The organism is Butyrivibrio sp. NC2007 (assembly GCF_000421405.1).
Lineage (GTDB): Bacteria > Bacillota > Clostridia > Lachnospirales > Lachnospiraceae > Butyrivibrio.
Genome location: NZ_ATWY01000035.1, coordinates 1 through 19,614 on the forward strand (window position 1 = coordinate 1; position 19,614 = coordinate 19,614).

Annotated in this window: 27 protein-coding genes; 1 reads left to right on the plus strand and 26 read right to left on the minus strand. The window is 41.1% G+C overall.

What is annotated here, in order from left to right; genetic code table 11:
- Window positions 1-138: 138 nt before the first annotated feature.
- From G632_RS0117555 to G632_RS0117640, 17 genes are all read right to left on the minus strand, one after another.
- Window positions 139-684 carry a flavodoxin family protein gene (locus tag G632_RS0117555; protein WP_022770831.1) on the minus strand — a complete coding sequence of 182 codons (546 nt, stop codon included), beginning with the start codon at window positions 682-684 and terminating at the stop codon, window positions 139-141.
- 11 nt (window positions 685-695) lie between these two features.
- A complete protein-coding gene (locus G632_RS0117560; protein ID WP_022770832.1) occupies window positions 696-1,319 on the minus strand; it encodes an L-2-amino-thiazoline-4-carboxylic acid hydrolase in 624 nt (207 codons plus the stop codon).
- Between the two features lie 46 nt (window positions 1,320-1,365).
- On the minus strand, window positions 1,366-1,824 hold the full coding sequence (locus tag G632_RS0117565) for a GNAT family N-acetyltransferase (protein ID WP_022770833.1): 459 nt from the start codon (window positions 1,822-1,824) through the stop codon (window positions 1,366-1,368).
- A 23-nt stretch (window positions 1,825-1,847) separates the two neighbouring features.
- The gene (locus tag G632_RS0117570; protein WP_022770834.1) at window positions 1,848-2,429 is read right to left on the minus strand and encodes a DJ-1/PfpI family protein; all 582 of its coding nucleotides are present in this window, start codon (window positions 2,427-2,429) and stop codon (window positions 1,848-1,850) included.
- A complete protein-coding gene (locus G632_RS0117575) occupies window positions 2,426-3,154 on the minus strand; it encodes a YjjG family noncanonical pyrimidine nucleotidase (protein ID WP_022770835.1) in 729 nt (242 codons plus the stop codon). The genes G632_RS0117570 and G632_RS0117575 overlap by 4 nt, the downstream gene beginning before the upstream one ends.
- A gap of 534 nt (window positions 3,155-3,688) precedes the next feature.
- Window positions 3,689-4,528, minus strand: a complete 840-nt coding sequence (locus G632_RS20690; protein ID WP_022770836.1) for an alpha/beta hydrolase — start codon at window positions 4,526-4,528, stop codon at window positions 3,689-3,691.
- 8 nt (window positions 4,529-4,536) lie between these two features.
- Window positions 4,537-5,361 (minus strand): YhfC family intramembrane metalloprotease, encoded by an 825-nt coding sequence (locus G632_RS0117590; protein ID WP_026512683.1) that lies wholly within the window; start codon window positions 5,359-5,361, stop codon window positions 4,537-4,539.
- Between the two features lie 12 nt (window positions 5,362-5,373).
- Window positions 5,374-5,970: a TetR/AcrR family transcriptional regulator gene (locus G632_RS0117595; RefSeq protein ID WP_022770838.1), complete on the minus strand. Its 597-nt coding sequence runs from the start codon at window positions 5,968-5,970 to the stop codon at window positions 5,374-5,376.
- Between the two features lie 143 nt (window positions 5,971-6,113).
- Window positions 6,114-6,668 (minus strand): TetR/AcrR family transcriptional regulator, encoded by a 555-nt coding sequence (locus G632_RS0117600; RefSeq protein ID WP_022770839.1) that lies wholly within the window; start codon window positions 6,666-6,668, stop codon window positions 6,114-6,116.
- Window positions 6,646-7,824: an alpha/beta fold hydrolase gene (locus G632_RS0117605; RefSeq protein WP_022770840.1), complete on the minus strand. Its 1,179-nt coding sequence runs from the start codon at window positions 7,822-7,824 to the stop codon at window positions 6,646-6,648. The genes G632_RS0117600 and G632_RS0117605 overlap by 23 nt, the downstream gene beginning before the upstream one ends.
- A gap of 166 nt (window positions 7,825-7,990) precedes the next feature.
- A complete protein-coding gene (locus G632_RS0117610) occupies window positions 7,991-8,410 on the minus strand; it encodes a helix-turn-helix domain-containing protein (protein ID WP_022770841.1) in 420 nt (139 codons plus the stop codon).
- A 3-nt stretch (window positions 8,411-8,413) separates the two neighbouring features.
- The gene (locus tag G632_RS0117615; protein ID WP_022770842.1) at window positions 8,414-9,493 is read right to left on the minus strand and encodes an acyltransferase family protein; all 1,080 of its coding nucleotides are present in this window, start codon (window positions 9,491-9,493) and stop codon (window positions 8,414-8,416) included.
- A gap of 110 nt (window positions 9,494-9,603) precedes the next feature.
- A complete protein-coding gene (locus G632_RS0117620) occupies window positions 9,604-10,485 on the minus strand; it encodes a DMT family transporter (RefSeq protein ID WP_022770843.1) in 882 nt (293 codons plus the stop codon).
- 68 nt (window positions 10,486-10,553) lie between these two features.
- Entirely contained in the window at window positions 10,554-11,078 is a 525-nt protein-coding gene (locus G632_RS0117625) for a cyclophilin-like fold protein (RefSeq protein ID WP_022770844.1), read from the minus strand.
- Window positions 11,079-11,090: 12 nt separating this feature from the next.
- Window positions 11,091-11,633, minus strand: a complete 543-nt coding sequence (locus G632_RS0117630; RefSeq protein ID WP_022770845.1) for a flavodoxin family protein — start codon at window positions 11,631-11,633, stop codon at window positions 11,091-11,093.
- A gap of 13 nt (window positions 11,634-11,646) precedes the next feature.
- Window positions 11,647-12,648, minus strand: coding sequence for an alpha/beta hydrolase (locus G632_RS0117635; RefSeq protein ID WP_035783118.1), 1,002 nt, complete (start codon window positions 12,646-12,648; stop codon window positions 11,647-11,649).
- A 20-nt stretch (window positions 12,649-12,668) separates the two neighbouring features.
- Window positions 12,669-12,884 (minus strand): hypothetical protein, encoded by a 216-nt coding sequence (locus G632_RS0117640; RefSeq protein ID WP_026512686.1) that lies wholly within the window; start codon window positions 12,882-12,884, stop codon window positions 12,669-12,671.
- A gap of 124 nt (window positions 12,885-13,008) precedes the next feature.
- Here G632_RS0117640 and G632_RS0117645 point away from each other — a divergent pair, with 124 nt between their 5' ends.
- On the plus strand, window positions 13,009-13,881 hold the full coding sequence (locus tag G632_RS0117645; protein ID WP_022770848.1) for a LysR family transcriptional regulator: 873 nt from the start codon (window positions 13,009-13,011) through the stop codon (window positions 13,879-13,881).
- Between the two features lie 17 nt (window positions 13,882-13,898).
- On the opposite strand, the gene G632_RS0117650 is transcribed toward G632_RS0117645, so the two are convergent.
- The 9 genes from G632_RS0117650 to G632_RS0117690 all read right to left on the minus strand — a co-directional run bounded on the left by G632_RS0117650 (window position 13,899) and on the right by G632_RS0117690 (window position 19,382).
- A complete protein-coding gene (locus G632_RS0117650) occupies window positions 13,899-14,624 on the minus strand; it encodes a GH25 family lysozyme (protein ID WP_022770849.1) in 726 nt (241 codons plus the stop codon).
- On the minus strand, window positions 14,621-15,262 hold the full coding sequence (locus G632_RS0117655) for a hypothetical protein (RefSeq protein WP_022770850.1): 642 nt from the start codon (window positions 15,260-15,262) through the stop codon (window positions 14,621-14,623). The genes G632_RS0117650 and G632_RS0117655 overlap by 4 nt, the downstream gene beginning before the upstream one ends.
- A gap of 9 nt (window positions 15,263-15,271) precedes the next feature.
- Complete coding sequence (locus G632_RS0117660) at window positions 15,272-15,784, minus strand: acetyltransferase (protein ID WP_022770851.1); 513 nt, start codon at window positions 15,782-15,784, stop codon at window positions 15,272-15,274.
- A 10-nt stretch (window positions 15,785-15,794) separates the two neighbouring features.
- On the minus strand, window positions 15,795-16,628 hold the full coding sequence (locus tag G632_RS0117665) for an alpha/beta hydrolase (RefSeq protein WP_022770852.1): 834 nt from the start codon (window positions 16,626-16,628) through the stop codon (window positions 15,795-15,797).
- Window positions 16,621-17,130, minus strand: a complete 510-nt coding sequence (locus G632_RS20695) for a GNAT family N-acetyltransferase (protein ID WP_022770853.1) — start codon at window positions 17,128-17,130, stop codon at window positions 16,621-16,623. Before G632_RS20695 ends, G632_RS0117665 begins: the two co-directional genes overlap by 8 nt.
- Window positions 17,131-17,171: 41 nt before the next feature.
- The gene (locus G632_RS0117675; RefSeq protein ID WP_242826736.1) at window positions 17,172-17,639 is read right to left on the minus strand and encodes a VanZ family protein; all 468 of its coding nucleotides are present in this window, start codon (window positions 17,637-17,639) and stop codon (window positions 17,172-17,174) included.
- Between the two features lie 72 nt (window positions 17,640-17,711).
- Complete coding sequence (locus G632_RS0117680; RefSeq protein WP_022770855.1) at window positions 17,712-17,945, minus strand: hypothetical protein; 234 nt, start codon at window positions 17,943-17,945, stop codon at window positions 17,712-17,714.
- Window positions 17,946-17,958: 13 nt separating this feature from the next.
- Window positions 17,959-18,858, minus strand: a complete 900-nt coding sequence (locus tag G632_RS0117685) for a fructosamine kinase family protein (protein WP_242826737.1) — start codon at window positions 18,856-18,858, stop codon at window positions 17,959-17,961.
- Between the two features lie 29 nt (window positions 18,859-18,887).
- Window positions 18,888-19,382: a kinase gene (locus G632_RS0117690; RefSeq protein ID WP_022770857.1), complete on the minus strand. Its 495-nt coding sequence runs from the start codon at window positions 19,380-19,382 to the stop codon at window positions 18,888-18,890.
- Window positions 19,383-19,614: the final 232 nt, after the last annotated feature.

Genomic DNA, 19,614 nt, shown 5'->3' on the forward strand with positions numbered 1-19,614 from the left:
AGATAAAACGAGCTACTTAAGGCATACAAATGCAAATCAAAGATCAATAATATTAGAAAAAATATGCCTTCAGAAAACAAAAACACCTTGTTAAGACATATTTCTAAAATTCCGTGTCATCGTACATAATTCTGAAATTTAAATGTTCTTACAAAAATCAATTATTTCAAATTTCCTCGGCTCAACATTCTCCTTATACTCAATCGAAGTAAGTCCAAGATGGCCTGAACATTCAATATGTAAATGTCCATAGAAATGCTCAATACTCTGAATTATCCTGTCGCACTCATGCATACCGGGGCCTGTTCTGAGAGCAATCGTATATCCCTTTTTCCCTTCCCTGATAGATGCATGCGGTTCATGCGTATCACACCATGGAGTGCATCTGTCTATGAATGCCTTATACTGTCCCGGGATATCTGCCCAGTATGATGGAGAAACGGAGACAATAATATCCGCTGCATCATACTCATCCATTATATTTTCGATTACCGTCGCATCACTCATAACACATTTCGCTGTATTGTGGCATGAACGACAACCTCTACAAAATGCATAGGCATAATCATCTATGCAAATACATTTAACGCTGTATCTGGTCGATAGCTGTTCTGAAACTAATTTAACTATTTCAGCAGTTGCCCCTGTCCGAACAGGGCTGCAGTTAATGATCAATGCTTTCATTTCATGCTCCTTTACCTATGGATCTTGATTATCTCATCAAAACAAGCATCTCCATCGGACAGATCGGAATGGCGAACAAACTTCACATGCCTCGTTAATCCGGAGTATGCTATCCGATCTGTATTGCAGAATATCTTGCAAAGCGGCCTGATACCGTAACTTGAGAACATATCTACATACATGCATTTGCTGATATAGTATTCAACTTTTTCTTTTCCAAGCTCAAAGTGATCGTATGTAACGCTTCCATCTTTTACCCTGTCTGCGTGATCGGATTTGTTCCACTTGCGTACAGCAGAAAAGCAGAATGGAAAAAGGTCAATGAATTTGAGAATCTTAACAAAAGCATCCCACCTGCTTGCCATGCATTTTTCAACTACAGGAACGATTCTTTCATCCGTATACCCTGCTTCCTTTAGTTCAAGACACATTGCTATAACGGCGTATACAAAAGAAACATTGGTTGACGGATAGACATTGTGAGCCTTGAACTCTTTGGAGTTATACATCTCCTTGAGTCTCTTTTCATATGATGACATCCTCTCGTCAACATCTTTTATTCCCTCGTTTACCAATAGATTCTTATAATATTTTGAATAAGCCTTGTATTTTTTATCAATTTCTTTTGTGTTCATTTTCATTCCCTTTTTCGATATTCATCCAGAAATATCTTCAGCGATATCATTTCAAAGACATCACATAGATCTGGCAAGGATTTGCCTCATCCCAAAGGAGTGGGAATACTTCAAACTCCTTGAAGCCACAGCTTTGGTAAAACAGATTTGTCCTGTCATAATCCTCATACACGCCCATCTTCACAGTTTTAACCTGCAAGAATTCATATCCCTGAGCCTTAGCAGCTTCTTTTGCCATTTCCAACAGCTGCCGGCCAACTCCGCTCCTGTGATGTTCTTTTAAAACTCCCATGACAGCAAGTTCAACAGTGGCCTTTCCTGTTTCTTTTAAGCAAAGGAATCCAACAGCCTCATCTTCTTCCTTCGCCGCAAAAAATGTCCAGTCGGCACTGCCCGAGATGTATTCCTCTCTGCTCTCTTCTATCCCGAACCAGTCAGTGAGAGCTTCCAGCACTTTTCTTGCGATAGTCTGTTTTTCATTTGAATTTATAATCTCAACAACCATTATTCTCTATCCTTTTCACCCTTTTAAAATCCCATTGCAGTGGCAACAATCCCAGCCTTTTCCTTACCTACAAGCATTTCCAGTAAGGAAATTGCAACATGCGGAGCTGTTTCAGGGCAAAAACTTGTTATTATGTTCTGATCAATCACAACGCTCTGATCAGGTATTACCTCTGCTCCAAACTCAGCAAGCTGCTTCTGTCTTCTGCCATCTCCCAAATGATAAGTTGTAGCTTTCCTTCCCTTTAGCACGCCACTTGCGCCAATCGGAAGCGCCCCAACACAGATAGAAGCTATATATTTGTGAGCACTGTCAAATTCTCGAATGAGATTCAAAAAACGTTCATCATATGCATCTTCGTAAAATCCGAATTCTTCGAATCCACCGGGAATTGCAAGTGCATCGTATTCGGAGATATCTATCTCATCATAGGTCTTATCAACAATAACCGGGATTCCAAAAGTAGATACAACAGTCTTAGTAAAACCTGCAGTAACCACTTCAACCTTCATGCCATGATCATTTCTTGCCCATCCCATCACATCGACAAATGGCGCAAACTCCATGGTTTCAAATCCCTTACAACAAAACAACAATACTTTCATACGTCTTCTCCTACCGCAGACCACTTTTCAAGAACCGAATATAGTTCGTCAAAAGAGGCAGCCACATAATCTATTTCATATTCAATCATAGATTTCTCAATATCCCCTGAAGGCATAAACCAGACGGAATCTATGGAAGCATTTTTCGCACCTAGCATATCTGAAGAGAGCGAATCTCCAATCATAATGCATGATGATTTTGGTTCCGCAATCCTCTCCAAGCATATGTCGAAGAATGCTGCATCCGGCTTTGTTACTCCCATATCTTCGCTGATAAACAAATAATCTATATACTTATCAAGCCCCGTAGAAGCTATTCTGCCCTTGGCATTTATGGTTGCACCGTTGGAGGCGATATAGATCCTTGCATCCGGAATATTGTCTTTTACTCTTCTAATAAATTCCAATGCGCCATCCATTAAGACACCATTCACAGACATGGTCCTGATGAAATCATCGTTAATCTTCAGAGGATCAATGCTCGTCGCATCTCCTTCGCACAGCGAAAAGATGTATTGAAATCTTTTAGTAAAGAGCTCCGGCCTTGTGATAGCTCCTTTTTCCAGTTCCAGCCAAAGGGCTTTGTTATAATCTTTAAACGCTTGATATATCTTTTCCGAAAAAGACAATCCATTAGCCTTCAGTACAATTCCGAGTGCTTTATGTTCAGATGCATGGAAATCCAGCAATGTCTGATCCAGGTCAAACAGAAAATTATGATGCATTTATTTACTCCTATGTCATCCTAAATATAAACCGTAATATATTCCCATATAACTTATCATTCGCAAATAAATTTCCTTATTCATTTAATTTAACAAATATGCAAAAATGACTAGAGTACAGTATTTTGCATACTTTAGTCACTTGAATCAAACAATTTCACCATCAAATTGAAGAAAAAATTGACTAAATCAACCGAAACCTATCTCCAGAGTCACTCAAGCATCACAAGATACGTCAAAAAAAGTGACTAAATTAGGGACTCATTAATTGTTTAGTCAAAAACCGAAAATATTTCACTGTATGCCTTTTATAAGTAAAAATATATCTATAGGGCATACATTTTGGTGTCAGTGAAGGTTTTTCATATGCAATGTATGCCTTTAGTAGATAATAATTGCTATTTAAGGCATACAAAGCCAAATCAAAGATCAATAATATGAAAAAAATATGCCTTTAAAAAACAAAAAGCTCCTTGTTAAGGCATATTTCGAAAATTCTGCCCCGCGCTTTGTCATCGTACATAATACTGAGCATCAATCTTCCTGCTTTGCAAAGTAATGTTCCTTGGCGTAAGCAAACATCTCATTGAAATTCTTTATTGCCTCTTTTCCTGTCGGATGCTCCGGTTCGCTCATATCAAATGCATGATACATTCCTTCGTAGACATCTGCTTTCGCCTCTACGCCTGCAGCCTTAAGATCATCTATGTACTTCAGTGCCTCACAATAGAAGGGCTCTGCTGTACATACAAAAGTATAAGCAGGTGGAAGGTTTGAATAATCCGTTTGCCTTGAAGGAGCTGCATATGGCGACACCTCTTTCTTAGCGTCTTTTCTCAAATATACAGCCCAGGCTTGATGGTTTCTTCTGGTGTTCCAGACCTTAGCGTGATTATCTCTAGAGCTTTCTGTATCGAAATTGTCGATCATTGGATACAGTGGCATTTGAAAAGCGATTTTCACTTCGCCCTTATCTCTTGCCAGCATTGAGATAGCAGCAGCAAGTCCTCCGCCGGCGCTTTCTCCGCCAACCATTATCTGGTCCGGGTTTATTCCCAGCTCTTTTGCATGGTCCTTGATGTACAAGAGCGTGGCATAGCAATCGTTAAGTGCTGTCGGATAAGGATGAAACAGCGACAGATGATAACCCGGAGCTATCACAACCGCGCCGTGATTTCTCACAAGGTCTGCTGCCCTTCCGACATAAGCCATCTCCTTCATGCCTGTCATGTATCCGCCGCCATGGATCCACATAACCCCTGGAGCATTTTCCGGCTCAGATAAGGGCTTTAATATCAAAAGAGGAATCCTAAGCCCGTTTGCATCGATATGAATTCGCTTACTGCGAATCCCTTTAGTGCTAAAACTGTACATTCAGTAATTCACCTTTCTGACATTTTTCTATATAGTCTGACTGCAATAACTACACTTACCACAGTCCAGAATGCAGACCAGACTTCAACTGACCAAAGCGGAACAACGCCCCTTTGATATAGCGCAGCAAAAGTATCCATCAGCATATGCAAGACAATTGCCAGTGGAAGATATCTCTTTTCCTCACTAACCACACCGTAGAATACAATAACAGTGAGCGAAATATGTAAAAGCATTGCAAGTAATCTCTCGATAACATTCATGGCCATCATACCGTAATCAAAGGCCGCAGCAGCCTTAACTGTAGGAAGCGCAGCTGCAGCGGTTTCTTCTGTGATATTAAGTGAAGCCAGCGCTACATCTAAAGGTCCATTAGTGAACATTACTGCAACCACAAGACATGTAATTATTGAAGGAAGAATGACTCCCAATATCTCTATACCGCCATGACCTATGCCGTACAAAACCGCATTTTCACAGGTGCGATTCTTTTTCATAACATATTTGAGAACAATATGCCTACCGCACTCTTCAAAGACGCCTGCCATCGTGACTCCGTAAAGTACGTATGCAGCTGTGCTTCCGCTGATAAACCTTGAAACAGGATTGTCCATGATGATGCAGAAATAGTGCACTCCAAGCTCCAAGACACGTGCCGAAACCATAAAGCCGAGAGCTCCGGCTATAAGATAACTGATATTCGTCTTCTGCTTATTTTTTAATAGCCAATAAATGCAAAAAACAACGGTCATCGCAACCATCAGGATGATAGTGATGCTAAGAGCAGGAATGCTGCTCTTCCCTATTATGACATTCTCAAATTCTTTCATCATTTTTTCCTCCCCTTAAACAAACTCATATCTCTCCAAAAAAACATCTATATGTTTCTCAATTGTCAAAAGAGCCTCTTTCTTTTTCCTTGGCTCTCTATCCAAGAGCTGTACCATGATCGTAATCGGGGATATAAATTCAAGCGCAATAATATCTGCATCCCCTTGCATCATCTGTCCGCGCTCCATCATCTTTTTGAAAATGGATGCATAGATGCTCTGAAGGTACGTGAGCTGATGCCTGGTTGTGAGCTTCGCCAATGTGGCATTTCTATACTGCTCCATGGTTATGAGCCTTCGCATCTTTTTAGCCGTGTCATTTTTCAGCGTGAACTGCAAAGCTTTCAAAACATATGCCTTAAGCTCAGCTCCTGAATTAATCATGTCAGGCAATTTTTCGTTTATTCCCATGCCTTTTTTGTACTCATCTTCCGCACAGTCAATAACTGCTTTTAAGAGATCTTCTTTGTTCTTGAAGTATTTATATATGGTCGGCCCCTTAATTCCGATGGACTCAGCGATCTCATCAACACCTGTCCCGTCATATCCCTTTTCAGAGAAAAGATCTCTGGCTGCCCGAATCAAAGGTTCCTTAGCGTTAGTTCTTGCCATATAGCCCCCTTTATTGCCCCGTGTTTTCTAACTATCGTTACCAATTATATTCTAACGACCGTTCACTGTCAAACAACTCGGCACATTTAGCCATTCCTCATAATAAAAAAGTCCGCAGCTCTATAAAAGAACTGCGAACTTTATCAGTCCAATATCCTTCCAATGAAATCCATGATGCATTTCTCTTTTTCTGCCGGCTTCATTTTATTAAATGCTTCTGAATGAATAGTTGCAGACAATCCAAATAAAACCTGCCCTGCAAGGATTTCAGGATCGGCCTTATTTCCTACATCCCACTTTTCTATGAGTGATTTAATAGCAGGCTTCAGCGCTAAAAGAGTTCCTTCATGCATCGCAGACTGAACCGTCCAGTGGATGTTTCCCTTAAGCTTATCGAAATCCTCCATGGATTTCTCGTAAATCGGAGTCAGCATCTTCACCAAATCCTCACGCGTGTTACATGTCAAAAGAGCTGTTTCAAACTTTTCACGATATTCCTTAAAAAATCGTTCGACGACCATGTCAAACAACATGTCTTTTGACTTGAAATAGTGATAGAACATTCCTATCTCGCCGCCGACCTCATTCATTATCATCCTGACTGAAGTCGATTCGTATCCATGTTCAAAAAACAGTTTCATTGCGGTCATTATAATCTCATCTCGTTTGCCGCCTTCAAGTACTGCTTTCCTTGCCATCTGTTTTCTCCTCAATCCATCCTGCGATGGTATCAAGCAAAAGCCCCATGTTGCCAATCTGACAGTGGTGGTCTGCCTGATCCTCTTTTGTAAAAAGCCTTCCCGTTACACTGCGTGCATTAACCAGTGCATCCAGCTGATCCTGATAGAATACGGTATAGAGATCAGCTTCACCCGCAAGCACCAGTGTATCCTGAGTGATCAGCTTAGATATTTCTCTCGTGTTATAGAGCTTTATATGATTGAAATACTCACAAGGCGTATGCACATTCTCATAGATAGCATAGCCCTGTAAGAGAAGCCATTTGGTAAAGTATTTCTGATCAAACTTCTTGTTCAATGACTTCCATAAAATATTCTTTGGATGCCTTGTCAGATAATCAAAGAGCTTTGCGAAGTTCCCCATTTTGCTTAGAATTGCGCCGTAAAAATCATAGATAAGATCATACATTACAAGGCGGGAAATTCTCTTTTCATAAGCAGCTGCTCTTGTTGCAAGATATCCCCCAAGCGAAACGCCAATTAGCGTTACATCATCCAATCCAAAATAGTCAAGAACTGCGCCGGTGCAATGTTCCCATTCCGGTGTCATCCTGACATCATGACGCATCAGGACTTCACCCTGCCCCGGTCCTTCAAAGAAATATACGTTATATGACAATTCATAGAAGTACGGAAGCATAGCTAATAGGTCCTGTGCTATGCTGTCATATCCGCCGTGGATCACAATGGTCCCCTTGGAATGCTCACACTCTGCATAATATACCGGCAGTTCATAGTTCTTGTACGGAATCCTTACCACCTTAAGATAAGGAATCTGCTCATAGTACTCATTATAAAGTTTCATGCATTTGTCGTACAGCACATGTTTAAGGTTTCTCCCCTCTGAATCCTTCTCTCCGCTTAGTGTGTAAAACTGAGCTGCCCGATAACATGTGGCTGCCTTAAGAAGTTCGCCTTCTTGTTCCGCCTTTTCTCCGGTTTCCATGAAAATAGAAATCCACTTCTCGAAGCTGTCTATCCTACCTCCAATATCCATCAGCTCATCCTTGGAAAATACTCCGTAGGTATAGAATCTGTTGAGCTGGAAGTTCAGCCCTGCGTCCTTGTTAAACTCGTAGTATCCTGCCTGAAACAGTACTTTTTCATTTGCCATTTTCTCCACCTCCATAAACCGAATATCGTTCTGTTAATTCAATATAACCTTATAATGAATCTGATGTCAAGAATAAAAAGAACATTATTCGTTTTATTTAGTGGTGAGTCACTGGGGACGTTTCAGATTGACTCAAAATGAGTCAATCTGAAACGTCCCCAGTGACTCATTTTAATTTTGCAATCATACCGGCTAGTGACAGGAAACTTTCAGCTTTGACTAAGGCAATTCCCTGTCCTTCATCTCCGAGAACAACCAGCTGATCTCCGGCAGATATATCAAACAGCTTTCTGGCCTTGACCGGAATTACTATCTGTCCCTTGTCTCCCACTGTCACAAGACCAAAGAGGTGCTTGCCCTTAGGTGGAACAGCGAATCCCATATTGTCCTCAGGCTCGTAATTAGCTAGGTCATCTAAAGACACTCCGAAAATATCTGCAAGCTGTTTGCATTTATCAAGATCAGGAATGCTCTCTCCGGCTTCCCATTTGGCAACAGATTGCCTCGTGACACCAAGCTTTTCTGCAACATCCTCCTGAGTCATCTGTGAAAACTTTCGCAACTGAACCAGATTGTCCTTAAACATAGTTTATTTCTCCTTCTTAATTCCCAGCACTGCCCATCTGAAAAACGGAATCCGTGAAATTATGGCATATAGACCGTATCCGAAAACGAATCCTGCCACAAGGCTTAAAATGTAACATACAGGTGCAGGTAAAAGCCCCGGTTTTGCAATAAACAGAGCCACGGAAGAGATTCCAAGGTAATGGAATACGTATAATCCGAAGCTGTGAGCTGACATCCATTTGGTAAAAGAACTGGCAGAGTCGCCAAAGCGTGCCATTCCAGCCAGCATTGCCAGTGATCCCACATATGCATCAAGTGCATATAAAAATCCTCTGTTAATTGGCTTATCTGCATAGTTATCACCAAAATACAAGGCTGCAAAAGCCACACATATCACTACTGCTGCCACTATCAAAGGTGCTGCTATCTTCTTCAGTCTTTCGATCACCTCAACATTTGAGAACACGAAGTAACCAAGCATAAAGAAAACAAAATAAAATGCGATTCTGTAAACTGAAACAATAGGAGTATTAAGAATCTGCGCTGCCCCCCAGATTGGAATAGCAAACAGTGCGATCAGCCACAAAGGAGTTTTAGCCCCGGCTGCCAATAGCTTGCCTTTTTCAATTTTTCTGATAAGCACAAGTATCACGCAGTAAACCCACAGAAGATGCATAAACCAGAGCACTCCGCTTCCTGAGGCAACCATGATCAAATAGATAATCGGCTTCGGAACTCCCTCAGACACAAGTCCGTCAAATCCGCCTCCAAGTGACATGCTCACATACCCTTGTATGAATTGAAATGCAAAAAGACCTATCGTAGATGGTACCAGAAGTTTTAAAGTTCTGGACTTTATGAACTCTTTATCTGTATGCGAATCCAATGCCAGTCTGGCACTTATTCCGGAAACCACGAAAAGAACAGGCATAAACCACGGATAAACCAGATACTGATATATGTCGTAATACTGAACCGAAAGATTTGTGATCTTTCCAAGACCGCCAAGAACCCCCTCAGCGTTATACATATAAAGCACATGATAGATCACAACGATAACAACGGTGATCCAGCGAATGTTGTCCAAATAGTGTTTTCTCATACTTATCCCACCTTTGCAATTTATTTTAACATAATTCTATTGCACTGATAAGTATGAGTCCACCAATCAGAATTAACATTTAAGAGGCATTTGTGTTAAGAATTGTTGCTTTAGTTTTCCTTCAGATTGTATCTCCATCTGAATACAGCAACTCCGATGATCACCGCATAGCCGATAAAAGATAGAACTGTCGGAACTTCACCGAGAAACAGCATTCCAAGTATTGCTGCAAAAATCACCTGTGTATAATCGAACACCGAAATCTCTTTTGCCGGAGCATACTTATATGCAGATGTTATTCCGAATTGTCCGACAGTGGCTGAAAGCCCTGCCATAACAAGGCATAGAAGCTGCCATGGCTTTAAGACAACAAAATTCATTGCTATAAACGGAATGGTTACAAGAGTTGAGAAAGCTGAAAAGCAGAGAACAATGATCGGTGTTCTCTCACCTTTCTTGCCAAGTCTTCTGACAAATACGTAGGCTGTTCCAGCGCCGAAGCCTCCATATAATCCTAACAGTCCCGGAACAAGCTGCATGTTATTTCCCGACGGTCTTACAATCAGCATAGCTCCAAGGAAGGCTATTATTACTGCAGCGATGTCTATTTTCTTTGGTTTTTCTTTTAGTATTGGTATAGAAATGAGAATCGCGAAAAAGGGCGATAGTTTATTGAGCATATTCGCATCTGCAATGTTGAGTCTGTCTATCGCATAGAAATTTGCTATTAGTCCACTGGTCCCAAACAGGCACCTGAAAAAGATATCTCCACCGCACCCTTTCTTTATGCTGATCTTCTCTTTTGTCCTCACAAGCATAAAAAGAGAAACGACGATAGCAACAGCATTCCTGAAGAATGCCTTTTCCATCGTCGGTATATCTCCTGATATTCTGACAAAAAACGTCATAAACGAAAAGCCAAGTGCGGCAAATAAAATGCAAATTATGCCTTTTGATTTATTACTGATGGCGTTTAATCTCTTGAAGTCCATTGTTTTTCCTTATCTCTTCCAAATTCTTCAAACAAGTATACTCCAAGAACAACATTAATTCCATTGCATCAATTAATGCTTAATGTGATAGTAACATCGCCTTTAGATAAAAGAGCTTCTATCTCCGCATCAGTTTTATCGGAAATATGTCCAAGTCTTGTGTATGCCCAGCTGTTTGAGCCATAGAATACCACCAGCTGATTGCCAGAATAAAGAACAATGTCTCCGGATGCAGTCGTGGTCTGCTTATCTTCCCTTGGTAGACTCTGTCCAATTGAGCCCACCTGCTCAAAGCCGCCATACATTGACATGTCTATCGACAGCGGTCCGGAAGAAACAAGCTCTTTTAACGCATCAACAGAACTGTTAGCTTCCCAGTCCACATTTACTTTTGTATCACCGATTGTCATTGTCATAGCTGTTTCTCTAACCTCCATCTTATTCTCTGAACTTTCCACATCGACATTTTCCGATTGCGATGTTACTGATTTCATATTCTGATCTTCGTTTGAAGCTTTTCCTTCATCCGAACAGGCACTTATGCTCAGCATCATAGCAACACAAATTGCTGATATTATAATGTTCTTCTTCATTGCACATACCCTTTATTTCAAAGCTTTACCAAACTCATAGGCTTCATTTAATTCTTCGGTTTTCTTTGATGCTTCGCCCATATCGCCTATTCCGCCACAGAACAATGAATCTGCAAGCTTTGCCTTACCAAAGCAATCCACCCAGCCTTGAAGTCCACTGACAGCCTTTTCAGGCACGAACTCTTCATCCTCAGCTGCAACAGAGAGCATATAAACATTCCTGAACTTATAATCAGACGGATAGAGAGGATTAAGCCTGTCCAAAAGAGTCTTCATCTGCCCGCTCATTTCATAGTAATATATAGGTGTAGCAAAGACCAATGTATCTGCGTTCTTTACCTTTTCAGCAATTTCCACTGCATCATCATTTATAACACACTGCTGCGTTTTCTGGCAGGCAAGGCATCCGATGCAAAACCCAATTTTCTTTCCCTTAAGGCTTATGTGCTCAACATCATGTCCTACAGCCTTGGCACCTTCTATAAGTTTTTCTGTCAGTATATCGGAATTACTCTTTGCGCGAAGGCTTGTTGAAATCACTAATACTCTGCTCATATCGTCACCATCCTTATTTCAAGTATTCCTCAAAAAAGCTCTGCAGTTTGTAAAACGGGATGTAATCCTTATTTCCGCCATCGTAGAGATCTGTGTGCACTGCATCCGGAATTATCATTAGTTCCTTGTTATCCGCATACTTACTGTCTTTGATCATATCTGCATACGCATCTTTAGAAAAATAGCATGAATGAGCTTTTTCTCCGTGAACAAGAAGGGCAGCACTTCTGATCTCATTGCTATACTTTAATATTGGCTGATTTACAAAGGATTCGCAACCTATCACATTCCATCCACCGTTGGAATTAAGGCTTCTTCCATGATATCCTCTGGTAGTCTTGTAATAGTCATAATAGTCTTTTACAAAGAAAGGTGCATCGTCAGGAAGAGGATCAACCACTCCACCGCCAAGCTTGTACTCGCCTGCTTTCAGATCCTCAAGTCTCTGCGCACACATGGCAGCTTTCTTCTGATATCTTGCTTCTTCGCTGTCCTCGGAATCAAAATATCCCTTGGCATTTACTCTTGTCATGTCATACATTGTCATAGCTGCCGTAGCTTTGATCCTGGTATCAAGAGCTGCAGTGTTAAGCGCCATTCCGCCCCATCCGCAAATGCCTATTATGCCGATTCTCTCCGGGTCTACCTTGTCGTTTAATGAGAGAAAATCAACCGCAGCCATGAAATCTTCAGTATTGATATCCGGTGATGCCATGTATCTCACATTGCCTCCGGACTCTCCTGTAAATGAGGGATCGAACGCAATTGTCAAAAAACCTCTCTCCGCCATTGTCTGTGCATAAAGGCCTGAGCACTGCTCTTTTACCGCGCCGAAAGGGCCTGATACAGCGATGGCAGGAAGCTTTCCTTCAGCATTCTTTGGAACATACATGTCTGCTGCAAGCGTAATCCCGTATCTATTTACAAATGTAACTTTGCTGTGATCTACCTTCTCACTCTTTTTAAAGGTCTTATCCCATACTGTTGCAAGGTTGAGTTCTTCTTTTCTGATCATTTGGTTTTCCTCCTGAAATATCATTTTTCTTTCTGAATCTGTCTTATCAAAAAATCCATATTGTCTACTTTTTTCTGGCTATCATGAAGCTCATCCATCAAATGACATCGGCATTGTCTCAGATTGCGTAGTAAGGTCTCTTTGTCACCTTCTTCATACAGTTTTTTCATAGATGATGTCTGTCTCTCATCACAGCCCATATCTGAAAGGTTTTCAAGAATATTTATTGTTTCCATCTTTAGTGCTCCTTCCAATTTCAATACTAAGGCCTTGACCTGAATTTCGCTAATGAATAAAATAAATATCATGATATTCATTTTTGGAATATCATATTATCCTTCTCAATAGAAAGGAGCTTTCATGGAAATCAGGAATCTCAAGTACTTTCTTGCAGTCGCAAGGGAAGAGAATATGTCAAAGGCCGCAGAGCAACTCCACGTTTCTCAGCCCACTCTTTCAAAGACACTCAAAGCTTTAGAAGAAGAACTGGGAAAAAAGCTTTTCACAAGGCACAGCTTTAGCATCTCCCTCACAGATGAAGGAATGCTCCTTCGCGACCGCGCTCAGGATCTTGTTGCTATGTCAGATAAGATAGAGCAGGAATTCAATACTCTGGACGACATAACCGGTGGTGATATTTATTTTGGTCTGGCTGAGAGCTATCAGATCAGATATCTTGCGAGAGAGATTCATAAGTTAAAAGACAAATACCCTAATTTCACCTATCACATAACCAGCGGAGATACTGAGCAGGTAACAGAGAAGCTCGACAAGGGCATTCTTGATTTTGCCGTGCTGTGCGAAACACCTGACAGCAATAAATATGAGTTTGTAAAATTCCCACAGGCCGATGTATGGGGCGCAATAATATCTGCCTCGCATCCGCTGTCCAAAAAGAAAACCATCAGAGTTTCCGATCTTGTGGGGCAACCTCTTTTTGTATCTGAACAGAGTTGGAATAACGAGATCAAAGCCTGGGCAAAAGACAGATTCTCTGAGCTTAAACTTGAAGGCTCTTTTAGACTTTCATACAATGCCAGTGTATTTGCCAAAGAGAACCTCGGCATACTTCTAACCTTTAAAGATCTGATCAACACAGAAAAAAGTGACCTGGTATTCAGGCCACTTTCTCCAAAGCTCACTTCCGATCTTTATCTTATATGGAACAAGTACCAGACCTTTACTCCTATTGCAGAGAAGTTCCTGGATCAGATTAAGAAATCATTTGAATAAGGCTTTCTCAAATCTGTCTAATATAAGCGAAATTCTTCCTCATCACCATAAAACACGTTCATGTCGATATACCGCTCTGTTCCTGAATACCCGGAGAGCACATGCCTGTTGGAATACTGCCAAAATGTCCAGTTTGTAGCAGGATTGGGTTTACCGTAAACGTTTCTGATCCACAGATCATAATCACTGAATTGCACCTGCAAAACAGGCAGCCACTCTTCTGTGGTATAGATGATTGGTTTCAAGCCGTAATATGACTCAACGCCTACTAGAAAGTCACTCAGCTCAGCAAGCATTTTCTCTTTATCAAGCTGCCCCGGATCCTGATAATTCCCATATGGTTCAACATCAACCACCGGTGGAAACATGTCTTTTACCGCTTCTACCGTATTGCAAAAGTTCTCAGCCTGATCGGCTCCGGGTGAATCCAGACTGAAGAAATGATACGCTCCGATCCTTAAGTCTGTGGCTGCTGCCTCGCTCCAGTTCCTGTCAAACTGCTCGTCTTTATGCTTCGAGCCTTCGGTTGCTTTTATAAAGGCAAAAGAAATATCCTCCTTCGACAGCTTGTCCCAGTCAACTTCTCCCTGATGATGAGAAACATCAACTCCGCGAACCGGATAGTTTGATCTTGAAGGATTATTTATATGTATCACTCCGGTATATAAAAGAGCGCTCGTAAGTCCCGACAGCAAAACCAACAATATAAGTGAAATGAGCAGGATCAGTATTTTTCTTTTCATTCAGTCTTTACTCTCTTCAAAAAAGCTATGATCATCAAGATGTAGCAGATTGTCTTTGGAAGCATGAGCATTCCAAGCATTGGAACGAGCCCTGCAAACACTGCTACCGGGATATAGAACAGGAATGACAACAGAATATACAGCCACATCAGGCGAAAGATTCTGTCTTCTGATTTATTAACGAAGTACAGATAACAGATCACAGCCCCAAGGATTACAAACGGAATATTCCTGATGATGCCCCAAGTCATGCTGCTTTCATTTTGAAACCATCCGTTTTGTGGAAACAGACACAGGATGATCCTGATTGCAGAAAGCGTCCATACTGCCACAGTCAGTTTCTTATTCTCATTGATCTTATATACGCGTATCCACAGATAATAAACCAGCACATAAAAGACTGTCATGGTAATCGAAGTTACAAGTTTACCAACACCAAGAGCCACAGTAAAATCACTGTTCACAAAGTAATTCAGCACTCTTGGAACAAGGTGGAACGCATCACCACAGCCTAGTATCAGCGCAGCATATCCCATGAGCTTCCCTGTGGCATCTTTAGATCTTTTCAGAATAATGCAGCCACTTATTATCGCGAACAACAGGTAGCAAATATCAAATAATGATTCTCCGTATTTCATCTTTCCTCCTTAATTGGCACTTTGATCCATTTTCTCAAATGCCATCCTTGGGTTATCGTCTTCATCTACATGAATGGTTCCACAGTGGACAAATCCGTTCTTTTTAAGCATATTCTGCATAACCTTGTTGTCTCCGTGGGTATCAATCCGTAGATTTCCGCATTTATCAAATGCCCATTTCAAGCAAAAAGAACCTACGCCTTTTTCAGAACCGTCGGATGCAATCCTGTGCACAACTCCGTATGTACTGCTGCCGGTCCAGTTGCCATCTTCAATATCAATGTAATTTGGCTCAATCTCTTTTCCCTGGTTAAAAAAGAAAGTTCCTATCACGCTGCCGTTATCGCTCTCGCACACGTAACTGCAGCCCTTTTCTATATCTTCCTTAATCAGCCATTCCGGAGGCCAGTATGTAGGCCCCCACTGATTGGGATTACCATGTTCAGCCATGAATTTCCTGGCATAGGCATATATTTCCATTATTCTTGTTAAGTCATTGTTAGTCGAATTTCTTATCTTCATTCTCTTTGAGTTATCTTTCCTCCACCCAGTTAAAGAACTTATCAACGCTCTTATTTTCTTCACGTCTCTTGGCAAACACTCCTGCAGTATACCAGGAATGCGTGTTGAGCTCATCAGTCACTTCATAGAGTTCACACTGCATGCCAAGCCCCAGCGCCTTATCGCGAAAGTCTTCCGCAAACGAGAAATCCACAAGTCCGTCATGCCTGCTCTGTATCAGCAACATGGGGATATGGTTATTTGTCAAAAGAGCTATCGGCTCAGCCTTCTTTCTGTCATACCCCTTTGGGAACAGCTGGTTCTCAAGAATCCTGAGCACAAGTGAAGATTTATCATTGAAGCAATATGGTCCTCCCCAGCCGACATAGCCTATAACTCCGGATATATCTACTTTATACTTTTCCTGATCAGCTTTGCTGAAAGTCAATATCGATGACAGATGCGCTCCTGCACTGGGTCCGCAAATAATGACCTTGGATGTATCAATAGTCTTTTGATTCAAGTACTCAATTGCATGATTGTATCCGGCGCATACATCCTCAATCTGCGCCGGGTACTTCTTCTGAGTCGAGAGCCTATAGCCCATTGATATAAATCGGTAGCCCTCATCTGCGAAGCGCTGCCCCATGTAATCAAAGTCCTCAGGTGTACCGGCATTCCAGCCACCTCCATGGATCCAGACTATGATCTTATCTGTTTGAACCTTAGTCGGCTCATAATAGTAATAATACTGATTTTTATCTGAGCCGTAAGATATTTTCTCAGGAGTGATTATTTTGGGGACTTTCCCAGTCTCTTTATAAATCGCTGAATAGCTGAAGCTTTCTCTCAAAAAATCATTCATAGCTAAGATAGTCCTCTTTGGTAATCTCTAAATGAACAATCCCGTCAGCCCTACCGATTTCCTTAAAGCCGACAGCTTTATGTATGTTATACGCTGCGCTGCGAGTCTCTTCAAAATCATTGTGTAAACAGGTTACTTCGTCCACATTAAACGCACGATCCAGAAGCAGGCAAAGGCCCTGTTTTCCATAGTCTTTTCCTCTCTCAGATGCGTAAATTACGATTCCCATATCACACCAATCCTGATCCGGATTTTTGTGATAATTCACGTCTCCGACAAAAGCACCATCACTCTTTCTTTGAAGAAAAGCATAGAATCTCTCAGGCTCTTTTCCAATCCAGGACTTCTGTAAATCAAGCCACTCGGATTCCGGCTCTGGGATGCATCCGTCAGGCGGAAACCAAGGCGCGTTATAAGCCATAGTCTCCGGGTCGAACATCATTTTTACATAAAACCATCCGTCTTCAGGACGGGGTATAAATAACTGTAGATCACTGATCAATTTTCTATCTTTCTCCATCTGTGTTATTAAGTTGAATGGTTCTAACCAACTGTCTTTCTACGAGTCATGAATACAATACACGCGCCAATCGCCACGCCAAACGTATTTAATATCAAGTCGTCAACATCTGTATGTCGTCCCAGGCAGAACAGTTGAGTCAATTCGATGAACAGAGTAAAACCGGCTCCGGCCAATATGGTTTTTTTAATCGTATCGAGTTTTTTGAAGCAAATAGGCCACACAATCCCAACAGGAATGAACATTGCTATATTTCCAATTATGTTCATCTGCCAACCATCATACCGATCTACCAGGAAGTAAAATGGAATGACATTAATCATATCATGAATATTATCTTCAAAGCCCAACCCTAAAAGTTGTATCTTTCCATTCACCGTGTGAAATTCGAAATATGTGAATCTGAAGATAACAACGATACAGACGTAAACTAAAAGCAGCTGAATTTCACGTTTTAATGAAAATGACTTTGTTTTAATTGCTGCTACCAAACGGGTAATAATCCATATTATTGTTGTAAAAAGAAATAGTTGAAGAAATGAAATCACAATCATTGTCTAGTATTAGTATTCCTTTTTTATCTCTTCTATTTTGTATGTTTCCTTAAACTTGTCCAGATCCTTAGCATCTCTGATCAGCATTACCTCGGTGAAATGACCGTCTTCTTTACTCTTAAAACCTGCCACTTGCTCTCCGGTACAGATACTACACTTAATTACAGCTATCTGTTTGTCGGAGTCAAAAGGAATGTTTTTACTAAGAGATTGCTGTTTCTTACCAAAATGAATAAACCCCATTTTCAAATCCTCACTAATATTTTTCTATTGTCCTTACAACAGCTGACAGGTACGTGCTTCCGAAAAGGTTAAGATGGTTAGTAAGATGATACAGGTTGTATAAGTCTCTTCTCTCACTATATCCCGGCACCTGATCGATCACACTGAAATATGACTCGTAAAACCGTCTGTCGAAACCGCCAAAAAGCTCAGTCATGGCAATATCTGCTTCATTACATCCTACATAGACCGCCGGATCAATCAGCAGTGAATCTCCTTTTTCATCCGTCATGAAATTACCTGACCACAGGTCTCCATGTAAAAGAGATGGCTTTTCAGGTTCGAACAAGTATCTGTCCAGATTATCAAGAAGTTTGCTTGCATGCTTTATGGTGTCATTATCAAAATATTTACTTGCCAGCTCAAACTGAGGCCGAAGCCTGCATTCAGAAAAGAACTCTATCCAACCGGATTTAGGAGTGTTCTTCTGTGCTCCTGCTCCGATGTAATTATCACTTTGAAAGCCATACTTTCCTCCAGTCACAAAAGCGGACGCATCTGCCATGTGCATGTTTGCGAGACAGATTCCAAGGTTTTCCCAAAAGTCCGGCGCATAATAGGCTCTTTCTATATACTCCATCAGAAGAAATGAATACCCATCATCTGTTCCAACTGCATAGATTTCAGGTACACGAACAGCCTTGGTTGACTTTATCGCAGCAATTCCTTCCGCTTCAGCTCTGAAGAAGTCAGCATTTGAAATGCTGTTGGCTTTCAGGAAAAGAGATCCTCCATCCGAAAGTATCAGCCTATATGCTTCATTTGCATCTCCACCATGGACTACCTGCCTGTCCACCACAGTGACGTCTTTTCCCCTGGCTAAATGTACAGCTTCTTTTAAAGAACTAAACATCGACAAATCAAATAATCCCACAATCATTTACCTTCAATCGCAGTTTATCATCAATTACATACTTTGGAATATATTTCGTTTACAATCTCATCCTTGCTCTTATCTTCTGTGATAGTAGTTTCTTTTATCATGTCCAGATAATCCTTTTCTTTCCACCACTTGCGCATCTCATCCGCACCAAACTCAGCTGCTTTGGATCTGGTATTATGGCGCCTTACAGTTTCTTCAAAAGAAATGTCAAAATAATACGCAGATATGTCAGAACCATACAGTTCGATTGCAGTTTCAAACAGCTCACGGTACCAATCTGCAATAAATATCCCTTCCAATATGACTACTTCGCAGTGTTCACTTCCGTATTCAAGCATCTGCTTTATCAGTGGCAATGCAGGCGTATCTGTTCCATCCCTCTCTTTGAGCACTTCTCTTCTGATCATATCCTGTGACAGGACCATAGTGCCTCGTCCAAAAAGTTCCTGCAGCGCCTTAGCCACCGTTGTTTTGCCGCTTCCGGAGTTTCCGCGAAGCATGATCAATTTATGCATATTCGTACCTCACGCCCTCCTTGGGCACATAAAATTCCGAGATAACTTATCATCCGTAATTAAATCTCTTATTCGTTAATTTAGCAAATTTGCAAAAAATGACTAGAGTACAGTATTTTGCATGCTTTAGTCACTTGAATCAGACAATTTGCACTTTCAATTTGAAGAAAATTTGACTAAATCAGCTGAAATCCATCACCTGAGTCACTCAAGCATCATTAGAAGCTCCAAA

Excerpts from the sequence above, each read along its gene's own strand:
- G632_RS0117680 (WP_022770855.1), bottom strand. The coding sequence starts at position 17,945 with ATGGGGTTTATTCATTTTGGTAAGAAACAGCAATCTCTTAGTAAAAAC.
- G632_RS0117570 (WP_022770834.1), bottom strand. The coding sequence starts at position 2,429 with ATGAAAGTATTGTTGTTTTGTTGTAAGGGATTTGAAACCATGGAGTTT.
- G632_RS0117555 (WP_022770831.1), bottom strand. The coding sequence starts at position 684 with ATGAAAGCATTGATCATTAACTGCAGCCCTGTTCGGACAGGGGCAACT.
- G632_RS0117605 (WP_022770840.1), bottom strand. The coding sequence starts at position 7,824 with ATGGCAAATGAAAAAGTACTGTTTCAGGCAGGATACTACGAGTTTAAC.
- G632_RS0117640 (WP_026512686.1), bottom strand. The coding sequence starts at position 12,884 with ATGGAAACAATAAATATTCTTGAAAACCTTTCAGATATGGGCTGTGAT.
- G632_RS0117655 (WP_022770850.1), bottom strand. The coding sequence starts at position 15,262 with ATGAAATACGGAGAATCATTATTTGATATTTGCTACCTGTTGTTCGCG.
- G632_RS0117610 (WP_022770841.1), bottom strand. The coding sequence starts at position 8,410 with ATGTTTAAGGACAATCTGGTTCAGTTGCGAAAGTTTTCACAGATGACT.
- G632_RS0117615 (WP_022770842.1), bottom strand. The coding sequence starts at position 9,493 with ATGAGAAAACACTATTTGGACAACATTCGCTGGATCACCGTTGTTATC.
- G632_RS0117560 (WP_022770832.1), bottom strand. The coding sequence starts at position 1,319 with ATGAACACAAAAGAAATTGATAAAAAATACAAGGCTTATTCAAAATAT.
- G632_RS0117645 (WP_022770848.1), top strand. The coding sequence starts at position 13,009 with ATGGAAATCAGGAATCTCAAGTACTTTCTTGCAGTCGCAAGGGAAGAG.
- G632_RS0117625 (WP_022770844.1), bottom strand. The coding sequence starts at position 11,078 with ATGAAGAAGAACATTATAATATCAGCAATTTGTGTTGCTATGATGCTG.
- G632_RS20690 (WP_022770836.1), bottom strand. The coding sequence starts at position 4,528 with ATGTACAGTTTTAGCACTAAAGGGATTCGCAGTAAGCGAATTCATATC.
- G632_RS0117660 (WP_022770851.1), bottom strand. The coding sequence starts at position 15,784 with ATGAAGATAAGAAATTCGACTAACAATGACTTAACAAGAATAATGGAA.
- G632_RS0117600 (WP_022770839.1), bottom strand. The coding sequence starts at position 6,668 with ATGGCAAGGAAAGCAGTACTTGAAGGCGGCAAACGAGATGAGATTATA.
- G632_RS0117575 (WP_022770835.1), bottom strand. The coding sequence starts at position 3,154 with ATGCATCATAATTTTCTGTTTGACCTGGATCAGACATTGCTGGATTTC.
- G632_RS0117595 (WP_022770838.1), bottom strand. The coding sequence starts at position 5,970 with ATGGCAAGAACTAACGCTAAGGAACCTTTGATTCGGGCAGCCAGAGAT.
- G632_RS0117590 (WP_026512683.1), bottom strand. The coding sequence starts at position 5,361 with ATGATGAAAGAATTTGAGAATGTCATAATAGGGAAGAGCAGCATTCCT.
- G632_RS0117565 (WP_022770833.1), bottom strand. The coding sequence starts at position 1,824 with ATGGTTGTTGAGATTATAAATTCAAATGAAAAACAGACTATCGCAAGA.
- G632_RS0117630 (WP_022770845.1), bottom strand. The coding sequence starts at position 11,633 with ATGAGCAGAGTATTAGTGATTTCAACAAGCCTTCGCGCAAAGAGTAAT.
- G632_RS0117690 (WP_022770857.1), bottom strand. The coding sequence starts at position 19,382 with ATGCATAAATTGATCATGCTTCGCGGAAACTCCGGAAGCGGCAAAACA.
- G632_RS0117665 (WP_022770852.1), bottom strand. The coding sequence starts at position 16,628 with ATGAATGATTTTTTGAGAGAAAGCTTCAGCTATTCAGCGATTTATAAA.
- G632_RS0117635 (WP_035783118.1), bottom strand. The coding sequence starts at position 12,648 with ATGATCAGAAAAGAAGAACTCAACCTTGCAACAGTATGGGATAAGACC.
- G632_RS0117620 (WP_022770843.1), bottom strand. The coding sequence starts at position 10,485 with ATGGACTTCAAGAGATTAAACGCCATCAGTAATAAATCAAAAGGCATA.
- G632_RS0117650 (WP_022770849.1), bottom strand. The coding sequence starts at position 14,624 with ATGAAAAGAAAAATACTGATCCTGCTCATTTCACTTATATTGTTGGTT.